This is a genomic window from Bacillus sp. 204(2023) (genome assembly GCF_037027505.1).
Classification (GTDB): Bacteria; Bacillota; Bacilli; order Bacillales; family Bacillaceae; genus Bacillus; species Bacillus subtilis.
On record NZ_JAXCHE010000012.1, the window covers coordinates 77,170 to 93,144 of the forward strand.

14 protein-coding genes are annotated in these 15,975 nt (G+C 47.6%); 9 read left to right on the forward strand and 5 right to left on the reverse strand.

Annotation, left to right across the window (positions count from 1 at the left end):
- The first annotated feature begins 58 nt into the window (after positions 1–58).
- The 7 genes from yisI (at position 59) to WA279_RS19360 (ending at position 2,586) form a co-directional block, all read left to right on the forward strand.
- Positions 59–229 carry an aspartyl-phosphate phosphatase YisI gene (yisI, locus tag WA279_RS19330; RefSeq protein ID WP_003233086.1) on the forward strand — a complete coding sequence of 57 codons (171 nt, stop codon included), beginning with the start codon at positions 59–61 and terminating at the stop codon, positions 227–229.
- A gap of 423 nt (positions 230–652) precedes the next feature.
- Entirely contained in the window at positions 653–874 is a 222-nt protein-coding gene (locus WA279_RS19335; protein ID WP_003233088.1) for a spore germination protein, read from the forward strand.
- 14 nt (positions 875–888) lie between these two features.
- Entirely contained in the window at positions 889–1,122 is a 234-nt protein-coding gene (gene gerPB / locus WA279_RS19340) for a spore germination protein GerPB (RefSeq protein WP_003233090.1), read from the forward strand.
- A 22-nt stretch (positions 1,123–1,144) separates the two neighbouring features.
- Positions 1,145–1,762 (forward strand): spore germination protein GerPC, encoded by a 618-nt coding sequence (locus tag WA279_RS19345; RefSeq protein WP_014476381.1) that lies wholly within the window; start codon positions 1,145–1,147, stop codon positions 1,760–1,762.
- Positions 1,759–1,935, forward strand: coding sequence for a spore germination protein GerPD (gene gerPD, locus WA279_RS19350; protein WP_123373353.1), 177 nt, complete (start codon positions 1,759–1,761; stop codon positions 1,933–1,935). The genes WA279_RS19345 and gerPD overlap by 4 nt, the downstream gene beginning before the upstream one ends.
- Entirely contained in the window at positions 1,935–2,336 is a 402-nt protein-coding gene (locus WA279_RS19355) for a spore germination protein GerPE (RefSeq protein WP_032725362.1), read from the forward strand. Before gerPD ends, WA279_RS19355 begins: the two co-directional genes overlap by 1 nt.
- Positions 2,337–2,367: 31 nt before the next feature.
- On the forward strand, positions 2,368–2,586 hold the full coding sequence (locus WA279_RS19360) for a spore germination protein (RefSeq protein ID WP_003233096.1): 219 nt from the start codon (positions 2,368–2,370) through the stop codon (positions 2,584–2,586).
- Between the two features lie 36 nt (positions 2,587–2,622).
- On the opposite strand, the gene hlpB is transcribed toward WA279_RS19360, so the two are convergent.
- The 5 genes from hlpB to addB all read right to left on the reverse strand — a co-directional run bounded on the left by hlpB (position 2,623) and on the right by addB (position 14,760).
- Positions 2,623–2,925: an HNH nuclease-like protein HlpB gene (gene hlpB, locus WA279_RS19365; protein WP_064671212.1), complete on the reverse strand. Its 303-nt coding sequence runs from the start codon at positions 2,923–2,925 to the stop codon at positions 2,623–2,625.
- A 13-nt stretch (positions 2,926–2,938) separates the two neighbouring features.
- Positions 2,939–6,331 carry an exonuclease subunit SbcC gene (gene sbcC / locus WA279_RS19370; RefSeq protein WP_336156379.1) on the reverse strand — a complete coding sequence of 1,131 codons (3,393 nt, stop codon included), beginning with the start codon at positions 6,329–6,331 and terminating at the stop codon, positions 2,939–2,941.
- On the reverse strand, positions 6,328–7,503 hold the full coding sequence (gene sbcD, locus WA279_RS19375) for an exonuclease subunit SbcD (RefSeq protein WP_336156380.1): 1,176 nt from the start codon (positions 7,501–7,503) through the stop codon (positions 6,328–6,330). Before sbcD ends, sbcC begins: the two co-directional genes overlap by 4 nt.
- Before the next feature lie 71 nt (positions 7,504–7,574).
- Positions 7,575–11,273: a helicase-exonuclease AddAB subunit AddA gene (gene addA / locus WA279_RS19380; protein ID WP_336156381.1), complete on the reverse strand. Its 3,699-nt coding sequence runs from the start codon at positions 11,271–11,273 to the stop codon at positions 7,575–7,577.
- Complete coding sequence (gene addB, locus WA279_RS19385) at positions 11,260–14,760, reverse strand: helicase-exonuclease AddAB subunit AddB (RefSeq protein ID WP_336156382.1); 3,501 nt, start codon at positions 14,758–14,760, stop codon at positions 11,260–11,262. Before addB ends, addA begins: the two co-directional genes overlap by 14 nt.
- 183 nt (positions 14,761–14,943) lie before the next feature.
- Here addB and WA279_RS19390 point away from each other — a divergent pair, with 183 nt between their 5' ends.
- Together WA279_RS19390 and WA279_RS19395 are read left to right on the forward strand one after the other, a co-directional pair.
- Positions 14,944–15,381, forward strand: coding sequence for a ferritin family protein (locus WA279_RS19390; RefSeq protein WP_327829013.1), 438 nt, complete (start codon positions 14,944–14,946; stop codon positions 15,379–15,381).
- Between the two features lie 118 nt (positions 15,382–15,499).
- Positions 15,500–15,826 carry a four-helix bundle copper-binding protein gene (locus WA279_RS19395; RefSeq protein WP_327829014.1) on the forward strand — a complete coding sequence of 109 codons (327 nt, stop codon included), beginning with the start codon at positions 15,500–15,502 and terminating at the stop codon, positions 15,824–15,826.
- The last annotated feature ends 149 nt before the right edge of the window (positions 15,827–15,975 follow it).

Genomic DNA, 15,975 nt, shown 5'->3' on the forward strand with positions numbered 1-15,975 from the left:
TATACTAACGATATCCTGTATTTATATCAAAATAAAATCTAGAATTGGAGATAGCGTAATGAACAGTAAAATTGAAGAAATGAGGATCACACTAATTGAAACCGCACAAAAATACGGCATGAATTCAAAGGAAACGATTCAATGCAGCCAAGAGCTGGATATCCTGCTGAATACCCGGATTAAAGAAGAAATGATTTTTGGGAGATATCTTGAAAACTCCCGTATGTAAATCATTTTCTATAACAATTAGAATACACCACCTGTAACTCCGCTTTTTGCTCAGCACTTCTGGGATATACCTCAGGGCGAGAATGTGCCCGCCCAAAAATCGAATACCGCAGCACGACATACTCCAAAAAGCATTCTACACGCAAAAACACCAAAGAAATAAACAAAAATCACCATAGGCGGATAGCGGCATCCTTCGCCGCATTTCCGCTCAATTTATACCCAACATCCTCTTTTGCCATGTTTAAACATAACGGCCCGAAAAAAATAAAACGCTTTCATCAAGAGCCGATATGTCCCCTTTAAATTTCTCTCACACATATGTGCGTTTGTCATAAGCTATCGTGAATAGCCCAATTGAAATCAGAATTGTCATTTCACTTTACCTGTCTTTTTTTAATTTTTCAACAAAGGATGTGCTCGTATGCCGGCCATTGTCGGAGCGTTTAAAATTAATGCGATTGGTACGAGCGGAGTCGTTCACATCGGGGACTGCATTACGATTTCTCCTCAGGCTCAGGTCAGAACGTTTGCCGGTGCTGGCAGCTTTAATACCGGCGACAGCCTCAAGGTGATGAATTATCAAAACGCGACGAATGTGTATGACAATGATGCGGTTGATCAGCCGATCGTGGCCAATGCGTAAAAGGAGTGAGGCTCATGAACTTCTATATTAATCAAACCATTCAAATCAACTATCTCCGGCTGGAATCAATCAGCAACTCCTCCATTCTGCAAATCGGGAGCGCCGGATCAATCAAGTCTCTGTCAAATTTGTATAATACAGGTAGTTATGTAGAACCGGCACCAGAAGTTTCTGGCTCAGGGCAACCGCTCCAGCTGCAGGAGCCCGACACAGGTTCATTGGTCCCGCTCCAGCCTCCTGGCCGTTAATCATATGAAAGAGGTGAAGAACATGTATGATCAATCTGTTTCCTCTTACCTGCAAAACTTGAATTCCTTCGTTCAGCAGCAGGCGATTCACATTCAGCAGCTCGAACGTCAGCTGAAAGAGATTCAAACTGAAATGAATACGATGAAACAGCGGCCGGCCACTACCATTGAGCGTGTGGAGTATAAATTTGATCAGCTGAAAATCGAAAGGCTCGACGGGACTTTGAATATCGGCTTAAATCCGACTGACCCGAACAGCGTCCAAAACTTTGAAGTCAGCCAGTCGACACCGCAAATCGGGATGATGCAGCAGGAAGAGAGCGCTCAGCTCATGCAGCAGATCCGCCAGAATGTCGACATGTACTTAACTGAGGAAATCCCAGATATTTTGGAACAGCTTGAAAACCAATATGACAGCAGACTTGACGATACAAACAGACACCATGTTATTGAAGACATCAGAAAACAAATGGACAGCCGGATTCACTATTATATGTCCCATATCAAAAAAGAAGAAAATACACCGCCTGCACAATATGCAGAACATATCGCTGAGCATGTGAAGCGTGATGTCATCCGCGCTGTAGAACACTTTCTGGAGCATATTCCATCAGAAATGAAAGGAGATGAGCAAGCATGATCTTTACAGTCATCAACCGCAGCTTGGAAGTCGGGGACATCCGGATGAACGGTGTGTCCAGTTCCTCCGTTTTCCACATCGGAGACACTGAATCCATCTACCTGTCTTCTATTTTTGATACACCGCCTGAATCTCTTATCATCGGGCCGTTTGCTCCGATTTCGCCAGAATAATGCTTAAACGCATATCACGCATCAGACTAGTTAAGTTTAATTCCCTCGGGATCGCAAGTGTGTTTCAAGTTGGCGACACAAATGAAATCGATATGAGTGTAAAAGTATTTGCTGTTCAGCGTTCTCTGTCCACGTTTTACAATAATGAAGGCTCATTTAACAAAAAGGAGTATCAGATCTTTCAGCAGCAGGCCGTGAAGCCGATTCCCGAAACAGGTGTACAAAGCGCATTTTGCCACGAGGTGCCGGCTATTTATGTTCGCAGCATCAAAATTCAAGGGGTTTCCGCCTCTTCTGTTTTACATGCTGGTTCAGCTTCGCTTATCCGCGGTGACGCGAGAATCAAACATATCAGACAGATTCAGTCTCCGCGCTCACAATCGCCCGCCAAGAACATATAATAAACAGAGACTTCGATAAAGGGTGTCGTTTATGCCAGCAATTGTCGGGCCTATAGCTATCAATTCCATATCGGGCGGAGTCGTAAACTTTGGTGATTCCTTTTACCTTTCTCCGAAAAGCTCTTCAAAATCTGCGCTCGGTTCGGGAGCAGGAAACACTGGAGATTTCCTTCTATTAAATAATGCAGTCAACGCGACAAATTATATAGACCCCGATGTCAACGATCAGGATATGGTTGGAAACGGATAAAAGCAGCCGCTCTGCAAAGAGAGGGCTGCTTTTTAGTCATTTTTTCTTTTTTCGTTCATTTGATTTCTTTGTTTTGATCAGCTTCTCAGGCGGCTGTTTTCTGATCCATTTGACAAACCGGGCAAGCTCTGGATCGCTTCTGAGTTCAGCCATTTTGTTTAAACGTACAGCGAGCTCTTGATTGGTATATAAGGCATGAATCTGTTTATGGCAAGGAATACAGAGCATCGCTGTCGGCAAAAACGTTCCGCCTTCCTCTTTCGGTGTGAGATGATGCTCTGTCAGCTGGACATCGCTCCGGCCGCACAGCTCACATATTCCGGCAGTCTGCTTTGCCATTTCCGCTCCTCCCTTACATCAACTCAAGTGATACCCGCGTACCGCGGCCGCTCGGTTCAGCCGGATGGACAATCAGCTTTTTCGGAAGCCGTGCACGCAGTTCCTGCACATGGCTGATGACACCGACAGCCAGATTGTCTGACTGAAGTTTTTCCAAGGCCGTTACAACCGTATCAAGCAGATCTTGATCCAGTGTGCCGAAGCCTTCATCTAAGAAAAAGAACTGAAGCGGGTATTCCCCGCGAAGCTGGATCTGCGCAGACAGCGCAAGAGCAAGTGAAAGCGAGGTGAGGAAGGTCTCTCCTCCAGACAAACTGGAAACCGGGCGTCTTACGCCTCCATTCGCGTCATCCCGCATCACGAAGCCGCCTTCTGAATCTACTTCGATGGCATAGCGCTGTCTTGTCAGCATACTGAGTCTTGCTGAGGCGTCCCTCGCTACGCTTTCAAGCTGCTCCTCAGCTAAAAATTCGACGAAGGTATTGCCTTTAAACACAGCTTGCAGCTTGTCCAGCCTGTCGATATGCGTCTGCCATTTTTTCAGTTCAGCTTCAATTTCATTAAACCGTTTATGATGGTCGCGAATGACAGCCAGTGCTTTTGCTGCCGCGCCTTTTTCCTCTATAGCAGCGCCAAATGCGTCCTCAGCTTCTTGTAATGCTGCAACGGTTTCGTTCCATTCGCTCTCTGATAAAGCTCTGCCGTCAAGTATCTCTGCTACTCGTTTTAAGTTTGCAGCATTTTGCTTCAGTTTATCCATAAACTGGTCTATGCCGGTTTTCATCTTTTCAAGTTCATCGGCTGGGATCAGACTTTGTTCAACCTCCTCAGTCCGGGTAAAGCAGGTGTTTTTGGCATGCTCAAGCCAAGCAGCTTTTGCTTTTTCCAATCTGCCCTTCGCCTCTTGAAGAGTGAGCTCGCTTGCCGAAGCGCGGCTTTTCGCCTGGTTGAGCTTCATTTGGGCGCTTTGCAGTTCTTCATATAAAGATTGTTCTTTTTCCTTTAACAGCTTTAGATCCTGCTGGACAGAGCGGAGTTTGATTTGAATCGAATCTCCTTTTGCATAATCTCCGAGTTCGTGCTCATAATCAGCTATCACGCTCTTGATGCGTTCAGCCGCATAATGAAGCTCCAGCTTTTCCCGTTCAAGCCGGTGTCCAGATTCCTGCAGTTTTTCCTTTTGTGCTTCATGCTCAGCAAGAAACGCGATACTCTTCTCAATTCGTTTTTCACATTCTTCTGCAGCCCGGTCCTTTTCTTCAATGGCTTGCTGCCATTTTTCTGCTTCGTCCACAGATTGATTCTGAAATGCTTCTTTAAACATGTTCAGACTGCTGTCCATTGAGGATTGAAGCTCAGTGATGATGCTTTCAATACGGTCAGCTTCTCTTTTTTCAAAACCGATTTTTTCATTAAGCTGCTCGGCCTTTTTTAAAGACTCCTGATAGGCGCCGATCATTTGTGCCATTCGTGTCTTAACAGAAAGAATGTCCTGCTTGATTCGTTTCCATTCAAATTTGGCAGTTTCAAATACTTCATACACCGGCTGATTTTCGAAGGAAGCTGCCGCTTCAAGGTTCTGCGCTTGAATTGTCTGCAAAAACGGACACTGTTCAATAAAGCGCGTGGATTGTTCTTCAAGCGTAATTTTGGCTGAAAGAATCTCCTGGCTGAGAGCTGCAGCTTCCGTCAATAACACATCTGTCCGTTTGATGTCCTCTTCAAGATGGCTGTCGGCTTCATACGTTTCATGTACTGAGGCAGATGGATCATGATCGGTTGAACCGCATACCGGACAAGGCTTTCCGGCAGTCAGCTTTTGGGCTAACTCTTTTGTCAGCAGTGCCACCCTTGCTTTTTCACGCTGTAAGTGAAGCGTGTGTTGACTCTTTCTAGTCTCTTCCGTCATACGTGTTAATGAGCGTTCCGTTTCGCACACCAAATGGTACACAGTTTGAACTGCCTCATATGCCTGAATGATATTGTTTTCTTCTGCTTCCGTCTTTTGAACGAGTGTATTCTTCTCTTCATTTATCTTCTGAAGCACGAGGTTCAATTCGTCACTTCGTTTTTTCTCTTTTTTGATTTGCTCCTCGGTTTGTCTGATGCGCAATGCCATTTCTGCGGCCTGCTGGCAGCTTTTTCGCTCATCGGATGTCACCTGCAGGGATTTGAGCTGCTGTTTCAATTCTGTCTGTCTGTTTTGCCCTCGTGTCAGGCGGTCTGTTACGGTCTCTAATTCATTCATGACAGATTGAAGAGCCTCTTCTTTCTGTCGGAGGTCAGCCTTTTTGCGCTCTTCCTCTTGCTTGGCCTCACTCAGTTTGATTTCGATTTCCTGCAAGCGTGAAAGCTGTTCCTGTTTGGTTAAAAGCTCAGGCTCTTTCTCGCTTTTATGCTGGCGCCACGCTTCATACTCTTCATGTTTTTGCTGAAAGAAAGCTGTCCGGTCTGCTAAATCCTTTTGGGCTAGCGTTTGTTCCTTTTCAGCTTGTTCCTCATGCTGGATCGCTTCTGCGTACCGGTCCGCATAGGGCTTAAGAGCTGCTGCTGTTTCTGCTTCCAGCAGGCGTTTTTGCATGCTGTCTATATGCGGCTGTTCTTCTGCGAGACGTTTTTCCTCTTCTTCATAAGCGGATTTTTCCTTTTGGACATTCCAAATCTCCTGATGCTCTGTAAACCGCTCCTTCGCCTGATCACGGTTCTTCCTCATCGCTTCCAGCCGGGCTTCAGCTTGTTCGAGAGCTTTTTCAGCCTGCTCAACTGCCTCTGAGCTCGCCTCACCGAGACCGGACTGTTCAGCAAGCATTTCATTTTTTCTCGCATTGGCTTCCTGCGCCTGCCGTCTCAGCTTTTTCACAAGCCTGTCTCCATATTGCTCCAAATTAAATAAACGCTGAAGCATATGCCTGCGCTCTGCCCCTTTTAAAGACAGAAATTCAGCAAACTTCCCTTGGGGCAGCACCACCGCTCTCGTAAAATCGTCGATCGTCAGCCCCAAGAGCTCCTCCACTCTTTTATTCACTTCGCTGGCTTTATCAGCCAGCACCGTATGCTCATCCTTGATTTCGATGAAGCGGCAAAGTGCCGTTTTTACCTTCATTTCATCCGTTCTCTTAAACACACGCTCGACTTTGTATGAGATTTGGTGATTCGTCTGAAGCGCAAAGGTAAAGGAAACAGACAGCGTATCTTCCGCCTGGTTTAAGATACCGTGCGTATTATTCGCCGCCCGTTCCACCTTTCCGTATAAAGCAAGCGTCATTGCGTCGAGAATAGAGGATTTACCACTTCCTGTCGGGCCGAAAATGCCGAAAACACCGGCACCGGAAAGGCCTTCAAAATCTATCGTCTGCTCCTCTCTAAAGCTGTGGAGCCCCTTAATGCTTAAGGCGATCGGCTTCATTTCGCATCCTCCTCCTCAACGCCTGATGCAAGCTCTAAAAACAGCTTCACCATTTCTTCATCCGGCACCGCACCACCAGTTTGTTTTTCATAAAATTTCTTAAAGCGGTCCTCGATTGAGACATGTTTAACCTCGATCCGTTCCCGGTCTTTGTTTTGTTCTTCAAAAACCGGCCTGATATGGATAAAGCCCGGGTGCGCCTTCCGCAGCCTGTGAATCTCTTCAAGTGACAGCTGGTCCGCGACACGGATTTCCAGGTCAATCCAAGCATTCTGATCTCTGCCTTCATCCAGCCAGCTATATACCTCACTCAATCCATTTGCCGCTTTCCACTTCACAAGTGGCTTGCCGCTTGATAATAACACCTCTTGCCAAGTGGCCTCTTCCCCAGGCTTTGCGTCCACAATCGTCACTGATTTAGCGTAGCCCGCTTCAGAAAAGCTGTAGGCGAGCGGAGATCCTGAATAACGCGCAAGCGTCCGCGCCCGCTTGATCGTTTGCGGTCGATGCAAATGGCCGAGTGCAACGTAAGCGGCATCTGCCGGCAGGCTTTCAGCAGCCACCGTGTATGCACCGCCGACTTCAATCGGCCGCTCTGAATCGGTTTGGTTTCCGCCTGCCACATAAATATGGCTGGCGGCAACCTTCACTGCATCGTTCCGGAACCGGCTTGTCATATGCTCAAACGCCTGCCTGATTTTCACATCATAGTGATCACGGAGCAGCTTTTCATCAAACGTATCGGATAGCACTTCATTTAACCGCGCTTCAGATGGGTACGCCAGTGCTCCAACCGCCAAAAGCTCTCCTGCTGAAGGCACTTCAATATGAATCGGCTCTGTTGTCGGATAACCGATTAAATGAATGCCGTTTTCATGTGTCAGCGGTGAAGCGGCGGACAAACGGTCAGGATTATCGTGGTTTCCGGCAATGACAACGATCGGGCGCTTTCCTCTGTCGCTAAGCGCAGACAGGGTCTCATAAAACAGCTGCTCGGCTAAAGCTGGCGGGTTTACGGTGTCAAATGCATCCCCCGCCATTACAATGGCATCGATCTGCTCATCCTTTACAATCGTATTCAGTTCATCCAGCACATCGGCCTGTTCACTCAGCCTGCTTCTTCCTTCAAGCGTTTTTCCAAGATGCCAGTCAGCCGTATGTAAAATCCGCAAATGCTTTCACCTCTCTTTTATATAGAAAACGAGACCCGCTCCGCCTGAAATTCCGGAGCTTATGGATCTCGCTATAATGTCAGAATGTGCCCTCCGTCAAAGAAATAAAGCGCACATCCCTTTACCTTTGTTTTTGCAATTTGCTCCACTGCCTTCGTGTACAGCTGAATTTGCGTTTCATATCGTTTCTTCAAGATCGGGGCCGCTCCTTCAAATCCATGCTGGAATTTGCCCTCAATCCGGTCCGACTTATAATCCAATAGATATAATCCGTCCTCAGTTTCATAGAGACAGTCAATGATACCCTGCACTAAAAGCGGCTCATCTGCCTCCTTTGCATCAGGATAGATCTCCTTGGCCGGAAGCGCTAAGCTGAATGGTATTTCCCGGTCCTTCCACTTAGCACCGATCAGCTGTCCGCCGATTTCTGTATGGAAAAATTGCACGATTTCTTCTATATCAATAGCGTCTTTTTGTTCTTCAGTGAGAAGCTCTTTTTCATAAAGCCTGTGAACCGTCTGCTCAGCTTCTTCTATCGACGGCACATGTGACAGCTGGATATGCTGCATAACCGTATGCATGGCAGTCCCTTTCTCTGCCGCTGTCAGGCCTTTTTTCATCATAAAAGCGGGACGTCTGTACAGAATGCTTCCGTCAGCCGGTTTTACAGGGGCCCTGCCGCTGTATTCATCCTCGTACTCTCTTTTTCTTTTGATCTCAGAAACCGATTGCTTTGTCCGAATTTGCGTCACCTCGTGATGCGGGTATGTCCAGCTCAGCTGCTCGCGGGCTTTTTCATCAAACGCAAACGAGCCGGGAACTGGTTCACCTCGGCGGATCGCTTCTAGGCGCTCGCTTTTTTCTTCCATTCTTTCTTCCAGATCATCATCAAGCAAATCATAGGAATGGATCATTTGAACGGCAAAACGAGCCGGGTGATCTGAGATGTCAGCGTGTGCTGGCACACCAGCCAAATCCCCCAAGTCTCTGTGCCTGGCAAGAGCCGGGCCGATGAAATCTAGATACGTTTTCGCCTGATAGCGGTCAAATTCCGGCAGAAGCCAATCAGTTTGGGACGCGGATTCCTGCCATTTTGCAAGCTGTTTCTGATGATCCTTACATGAGCCAATCAGAAACAGCTTTTCCTTCGCTCTCGTTAATGCAACATAGAGAACACGCAATTCCTCTGACAGCAGCTCCCTGCGCATTTTTTTCTTCATCGCAATGAGCGGAAGTGTCGGATAGCTGACGCGTAATTGCGGATGAATATACTTCGTGCCAAATCCGAGCTCCTTATCCAGCAGGTACGATTTATTTAAATCCATCATGTTGAAATTCCGGCCGAGACCTGCTGCAAACACGACTGGAAATTCGAGCCCTTTGCTGCTGTGGATCGTCATTAAGCGGACAACATCCTCCTGCTCGCTGAGCGCTCTCGCCGTACCAAGATCATCGCCCCGCTCCTGCATGCGTTCGATAAACCGCAGGAAACGGAACAAGCCGCGAAATGCCGTTGATTCATATTGGCGCGCCCTGTCATAAAGAACACGCAAATTGGCCTGACGCTGTTTTCCGCCCGGCATCCCGCCGACATAATCCATATATTTGGTGTCGCGGTACACTTCCCAAATCAGCTCAGATACTGAGTGGTTTTTCGAAAACGCGCGCCATTTTTGCAGATGTCCGTAAAACGTATTTAACTTTTGATAAAGCTCATCGTTCCGGTCACCAGCAGCCAGGTAGTCTTTCATCGCCTCATAGTACGGCGCTTTTTTATTTTCAAGCCGGATCAAAGACAGCTCGTTTTCATCTGCTCCGACAATCGGTGAGCGCAGCACAGAGGCAAGCGGTATATCCTGATACGGATTATCGATTACCTTCAGCACAGAAAGCGCGACGGCGACTTCGACCGCTTCGAAATAGCCTGACGTCAAATTGGCGTAAACCGGTATGCCCTGTGCTCTCAGCTCCTCCATGATTTGCGGAGCCCACGGCATCGAACGGAGCAAAATCACGATATCTCGGTATTGAATATTGCGATGTGTTTTCTTTTTTCCGTCATACACCTTAAATGGCGATGAAATCAGCTTGCGAATTTCCTTAGCGATGGCTTTTGCCTCAAACTGCACCGTTTCAAGCTCTTCTGCTTCCTCGCTTGCATCCGTATCTTCTGCGTTGTCGATCAGCAGCAGCTCTGTTTCCGTCTCGTCATTGTCCGGATACGCTGCACCAAGCTTCAGCTCAGCCTGCTCGTCATAATCGACCTCACCGATTTTGCCGCCCATCAGCTGTTTAAATAAAAAGTTTGTGCTGTCTAAAATATCAGCCCGGCTTCGGAAATTTTTATTTAAGTCGATTTTCCGCCCCGTGCCTTCTCCGCTCTCTGTAAATCGTTTGTATTTAGAAAGGAAAAGAAGCGGCTCCGCAAGCCTGAATCGATAAATCGACTGTTTGACATCTCCTACCATAAACAGGTTACCGGTCTCCTCCGGCCCGCTTGTGACAAGCTGCAGAATCGACTCCTGCACGAGGTTGGTATCCTGATATTCATCAACGAGCACCTCATGAAACTGTTCCTGATAAAACCTCGCAGCCTCGCTCGGCTCACGTTCACCTTTGTCATTCTCAGCTGTCAAAATCGCTAAACAGTAATGCTCCAAATCAGAAAAATCGATGATTGATTTTTCCTGTTTCGCAGCTTCGAATCGTTTTCCATAGCTGATGACAAGCTGTACGAGCGTTTCAATGACAGTCTTCATCTCGGCTAGGCTTTTCAAGTGCTGTTCAGGACTTCGCGTGAAGTAGTCGGTTTTGAGCTTTTCAAGCAGTTTTTTTGCGCCGTTTCTCAAATCTGTCGCCTCATCAAGGAGCGCTGGATCGAACTCATCCCCTTTTACTGCTTTGGCACGCTTAAAAGAGACCGCGGGCACCCGCTTATATAGTTCACTGAAATCGTCCTGATGCTGAATCAGTTCATCAATCTGCGCAAGATCATCAAGAAAATTGTCAGCACGCGGCGCCGGGCCGCCCGGCGCTTTCGTCAGCTCAAGCGCACGCAAGAGCTTTTCCTTCGCCCCGTTAAGCACCATTGCAATATCTTCTTTGACATATTGATAAAACGGCAGCTCCTCGATGGCGCTCTTTTCTGATACATCATACAAATGAACAAAGCTTTCCAGCCACGCCTCGGGGTTGGGATGGGATCGGGAATACTCGTACACCTGTTTAACGAGAAATTGCAGGTCCAGATCGTGCCGGTCTGTCGTATAGCGGTCAACAAGCTCAAAAAATGCCTTTTCACCCTTTGCATATTCGTCTTCAAACAGCTCGTCAAGCACTTCATCACCGAGCAGCTCGCCTTCCGTCTGATCAGCTATCCGAAAGCCCGGATCAAGATCGATCAAGTAGTAATATTTCTTCAGCACTTGCAGGCAAAAGGAATGAAGCGTCGAAATGCTGGCCCGGTTTAAAAGAGACAGCTGGCGTCTGATATGCAGCGAGCCGGGTCGCTGTACAAGCTCTTTTTCCAAGGCTTCTGCGATTCGGTGCTTCATCTCTGCCGCTGAGGCGTTTGTAAATGTCACAACAAGAAGACGGTCTACATCTATTGGGTTTTCCTCCGCGGTGATTTTCCGAATCATTCGTTCAACGAGCACAGCGGTTTTACCAGAGCCCGCAGCCGCTGCCACAAGAATATCCTGGCCGGTTGAAACAATGGCATTCCATTGGTCATCTGTCCATGTGCTGTCTGCCGGTTTAGGAATGTTCATTGCCATCCGCCTCCTTTTTTATCCACTCAAGTATTGTCTTGTCCTTTTCAGCCTTTAATGGGCGATACTCGTTTTCTTCCAGTGATTCATCAAATTGGCATACTGATTTGAACGCACAGTATGTGCACGGCGTCTTGTTCTTCATTTTGTACGGCTCAATGGATACGCGCCCGTCGGTGATTTGTTCGCCCGCTTCCTGGAAGGTGCGGCGCACATGCTTTGTCAAAAGATCAAATTCCTTTTCACCGACTGCTGCCGAGTCTGATCTAAGAGATCCGTCTTTTTTCAAGCCGGCGTTTATGATATTTGACCGTCCCTCTTGAAGGGTTGTATCCATGAGGCGAACCACTTCCTGATCACCGAGGAGCAAGCCCTTCATTTTAAATTTCTTAAAAATTTCCTGTTCAATCTCGTCAAGCCCAAGCGGGAGATTAGATTGAATCATCGGGTCATGAATATGGAAATACAGCACTCCGGCAGGCGTCGCCCTCATCCCGAGCCAGTCAGCTGAATGTGTAATCGATAAATCAAGGTACGTCAGCATTTGCAGTGCCAATCCGTAATATACTTCCGCTAAGTCAAGGCCTTTGTCGCTTGATTTATAATCGACAATCCTGAGGAGCAGGCCTTTTGAGCTTTCAGCCTTATCAACACGGTCAATTCGCCCGACGAGTTCCATCGTACAGCCGTTTTTCAGTTGAAAGGTCAGCGGCGGAAGCGGCCCTTTTCCTCCAAAGCCCAGTTCAAGCCCGATCGGTACGAATCCGCTCGCTTTCGCATGCTCGCTTAAAATGCCGGACACACGTGTCACAATTTTTTGCAGTTTTTCCTTCACATAATAATGCCGGTTTGAGCTGAGCAGAATTTCCTTTTGCAGTTTCGGTGCCAGCCGTTCTACCGCATCATAGGAAAACAGCTCGCACTGCTCCTTCGTTAAATCGCGCCAATCCAGCTTTTGCTCACGCAGCCTGTCTGAAATCAGCTTTAAGCTGGAATGAAACAGCTGGCCGATATCCGGTGCTTCAAGCTTGAAGAATTGCCGTTCCTTCAAATGCAGCCCGTGTGACGCAAAATGGGAAAACGGGCATGCGTTAAAGGTTTCCATTCTCGATACACTGCCCTGAATGCGTTCACCATAGAGCTGTCTCGACACGCTGCGTTCAAGCTGCTTCACTTCATTCCGGAAAAACAGGCTTGAGAACAGCTTTTTCGACTGCAGCCTGTCCGGCTCACTCATCAGCACATTGTACGTGCTCCACCAGACGTCGCTGATGTCGTATTCCCGTGTCCATAACCTGAGCTGGCTCGCGGTAAAGGACTGTGCCACGCTTTTATTCACGACATACATCAGCTGCTCCTCATCGCTGACCTGCTCAGGTTCATTTGTCAACAGGCGCTCCTTATGATGCGGAAACAGTTCTTCCAGCCGTTTAACGATAATCGACGGCAAAAGCGTTTTTCCTTCCGCATCAGCAATCGGATACGATACGTAAAGCCGGTCAGACGGACTTGAAAACGCCATGTAGATGAGGAAATGCTCATCAAGCAAACGCTCCCGTCCGCCTGAGGATAGCTCAACCCCAATCGTTTTCAGCCATTCCCGGTCATCATCCGACAGGACCCCGTTTTCATCAGGGCGTGCCGGCAGAACGCCGTCGTTTGCCCCGAGCACAAAGGTGCAGGAGGTGCCATACATTCTGGACAAATCCATATTGCCGACAAACACCTGGTCAAGCGCAGGCGGAATTAGAGAAAATGTAAGCGACTCCGCTCCGGCTTCTATCATTTGCTGAAACAAATCAAGAGAAATCTCATCATCTCCCATCATTTCAACAAACTCCTCAAGCAGCTGAATGACTGCGTCCCACGCCTGCTGATGCTGCTGCGCTTCAATGATTCTGCCGTCATCCTCAGCACGCTGCCTTTCCTGATCCAGCTTCAGCGGCACATCCGTCTCTTCTAAATAACGATAGAGCGCCTCCGCCTTCTCTTGAACCGTCTTCGCTTTTTTCATGCGTTTTTGAAGCTGAAAAAGCGGCGGAACAATCCAATCGCGGGTGTCATTCAACATGTTTTCCATTTCGATTTCCTGATCAGTCTGCGCAAAATCATCATCCAATGACACAAAACGCCTGTATTGGAAACGATCGCCCTTTGTCCAGCGGTCGCCTTTAATACCATAGGCGATACAGTAATTTTCGAGCTGATCGACCTGTTCTCTCACTTTGGCCTTCGGTTCATTGAGCGGGAATAGCAGTTCGGTTTTCACGCAGCGAAACACCGCTTCATAACGCCAATTCCCTTTCAGAACATCAAGGCTTGACCGGATAAATTCAATTAACGGATGGTTCAGCATAGATGCTTTTCCGTCAATGAAATAAGGAATCTCGTAATCTGCGAAAACTTCCTTTACCATATCCTTGTAGTCTTCCGGCTGGCGCGCAAGAATTGCTACATCCTTATAGCGATATCCCTTCTCTCTGACTAGGGCGTGAATTTCCCGGGCAATGCCTTCCAGCTCAGCTCGTCTGTTTGCGGCCTGCATTACAGTAAGGGCTTCTTGTTTTTCTGCGTATGGAACGGCCGGACGCGCTTCATACTGTGCCTCTAGATGCGCCAATTCCGGCGTCTTTGTATGCCGCACAGTCCCGCTCAGCTCTTTATACGTAATGTCCAAATTCAGTTCCTTCGCCTTCTGATGCAGGCGGTAATAGGTTTTCCCCGTCATTCTGAACAATTCCAGTTCATGCGGCTCCCGCTCATATGACGGCTTGTCCGCTGTGAGCGAAAACGTGATATGCTCCGCATGAACCATAAGCTGCTCCAACACCCTGAATTCCTGCGGTGTAAACTGATAAAAGCCATCCACATAGATATGGGCGCCTTTTATATCTTCCGCAAGCGGGATATGCTCTGCCAGCAATGTCAAATAATCCTCAGAGTGAAGATATTGGTCTGCGAGGCTTTTTTCCATTTGCTGATACAGAATTGATAAGTCATGGAGCTTTTCAGATAAAACACGTTCTCCGCGATACTCAGAAGCCGTTCCGCTTTCCGCCATCCGGCGGATATCCTCCGGTTCCAGACAATAGCGCTTAAACTCTGTCAGCATCCGCTCAACCTGTGCGGTAAACCCGCTTTTGTCACTCGCTTTTTGATAGACTTTGAACTCCTGTTTATGCTCCTCAATGAGCTTCCGCAGGAGCATTTGTACGCCGGTGCTCGTCAGAAACGGCCTGCTCATTCCTCCCGTATGCTGGAGGACGCGCCAGGCCAATCGTGAAAAACTGAACACTTGAGCGCGTATCATCCCGCCCATATCTGGCGTTTTAGCAAGCTCGTATTCCATTAAAAACGTCATTTGATCCGGGACTAGAAAAATGATCGGCTTCCCGAATGGAGCCCGGCGCAATTCATCCTGAATGCTGTTGATGATCAGCTTCGTTTTTCCACTCCCGGACCTGCCTACTAAAAACTCTGCTCCCAAATTAGAAGACCCCTCTCTTTTTATCTCTATATATTTTATCGAATGTTGACGAAAATGACCAATCTGATCTATTGGTAAAAACGGCCTTTTCACATATAAAAAGCTGATTATCTCCGCACATCTCTCCCTGCCCAACATATACTTTTACAGAAGCCCAATTCCTAAGAATGGAGTTGAATCCCCTTGCATTACAGCTACTATCCCTATCCGGTGCCATACAGGGAAGATCCTGTTTTGATTCGGAATTTGCAGAAGGCCATCAACGGAGAATTCAGTGCAATTCAATGCTACCGCAAGCTTGCCGAACTCGCCCACAGCGATGAGGTCAGAAAACAGATTGAAGAAATCAGGCGTGACGAGATTCGCCACCTCCGTGAATTTTCCACACTGTATGGTTCAATTACCGGCAAACACATCATGCCGAAACAAACGGAAGAATGCCCGGACAATTTCACAAGAGGACTGGACGCCGCTTTTAAAGATGAACAAGAAACCGTCGACTTTTACTTGCGTTCGGCCGAGGAAACGTCAAACTTAAAAGCGAAAGGCGTCTTTACGCGCGCAGCACGTGATGAACAAAATCACGCTGTCTGGTTCCTATACTATCTGGCCAAACGTTAGATATACCCGTTTTAGGGTATATGTACATATCTCCTCAGCTAAAAACACATTCCTCCGTTTTTTTCAAATGCAGCCGGGAAACATAAAACCATATACTGCCATACAGGGGGAATCAACCATGGAGCAATATTCTGAAGCTTGTATTGAGGCTTGCATCGATTGTATGAAGGCTTGCAATCATTGTTTCACTAAATGCTTGGAAGAAAGCGTGCAGCATCATCTCAGCGGATGCATCCGGCTTGACAGGGAATGCGCGGATATTTGCGCGCTGGCGGTCAAAGCCATGCAAACGGACAGCCCGTTTATGAAAGAAATTTGTGCACTTTGCGCCGATATTTGTGAAGCATGCGGCACTGAATGCGGAAAGCACGATCATGATCATTGCCAAGCATGTGCGAAAACCTGCTTCACCTGTGCTGAACAATGCCGCAGCATGGCAGCGTAAAAAAGAGGGTTCAAAAAAGAACCCTCAGGCTGTCGAGAAAATCTCGACAGCCTTTATTTTTCCCTTAAAATATCAATTCCCCTGTAATAAAATAAAAGAAAGACTGAAAAGGACGGTGTCTTTCTCATGTTCCACACAAGAAACTCTTC

Bases quoted from the DNA above. Each gene is read 5' to 3' on its own strand.
- WA279_RS19345 (WP_014476381.1), top strand. From the start codon at position 1,145: ATGTATGATCAATCTGTTTCCTCTTACCTGCAAAACTTGAATTCCTTC.
- sbcC (WP_336156379.1), bottom strand. From the start codon at position 6,331: ATGAAGCCGATCGCCTTAAGCATTAAGGGGCTCCACAGCTTTAGAGAG.
- WA279_RS19395 (WP_327829014.1), top strand. From the start codon at position 15,500: ATGGAGCAATATTCTGAAGCTTGTATTGAGGCTTGCATCGATTGTATG.
- WA279_RS19335 (WP_003233088.1), top strand. From the start codon at position 653: ATGCCGGCCATTGTCGGAGCGTTTAAAATTAATGCGATTGGTACGAGC.
- gerPD (WP_123373353.1), top strand. From the start codon at position 1,759: ATGATCTTTACAGTCATCAACCGCAGCTTGGAAGTCGGGGACATCCGG.
- addA (WP_336156381.1), bottom strand. From the start codon at position 11,273: ATGAACATTCCTAAACCGGCAGACAGCACATGGACAGATGACCAATGG.
- hlpB (WP_064671212.1), bottom strand. From the start codon at position 2,925: ATGGCAAAGCAGACTGCCGGAATATGTGAGCTGTGCGGCCGGAGCGAT.
- WA279_RS19360 (WP_003233096.1), top strand. From the start codon at position 2,368: ATGCCAGCAATTGTCGGGCCTATAGCTATCAATTCCATATCGGGCGGA.
- gerPB (WP_003233090.1), top strand. From the start codon at position 889: ATGAACTTCTATATTAATCAAACCATTCAAATCAACTATCTCCGGCTG.
- WA279_RS19355 (WP_032725362.1), top strand. From the start codon at position 1,935: ATGCTTAAACGCATATCACGCATCAGACTAGTTAAGTTTAATTCCCTC.
- yisI (WP_003233086.1), top strand. From the start codon at position 59: ATGAACAGTAAAATTGAAGAAATGAGGATCACACTAATTGAAACCGCA.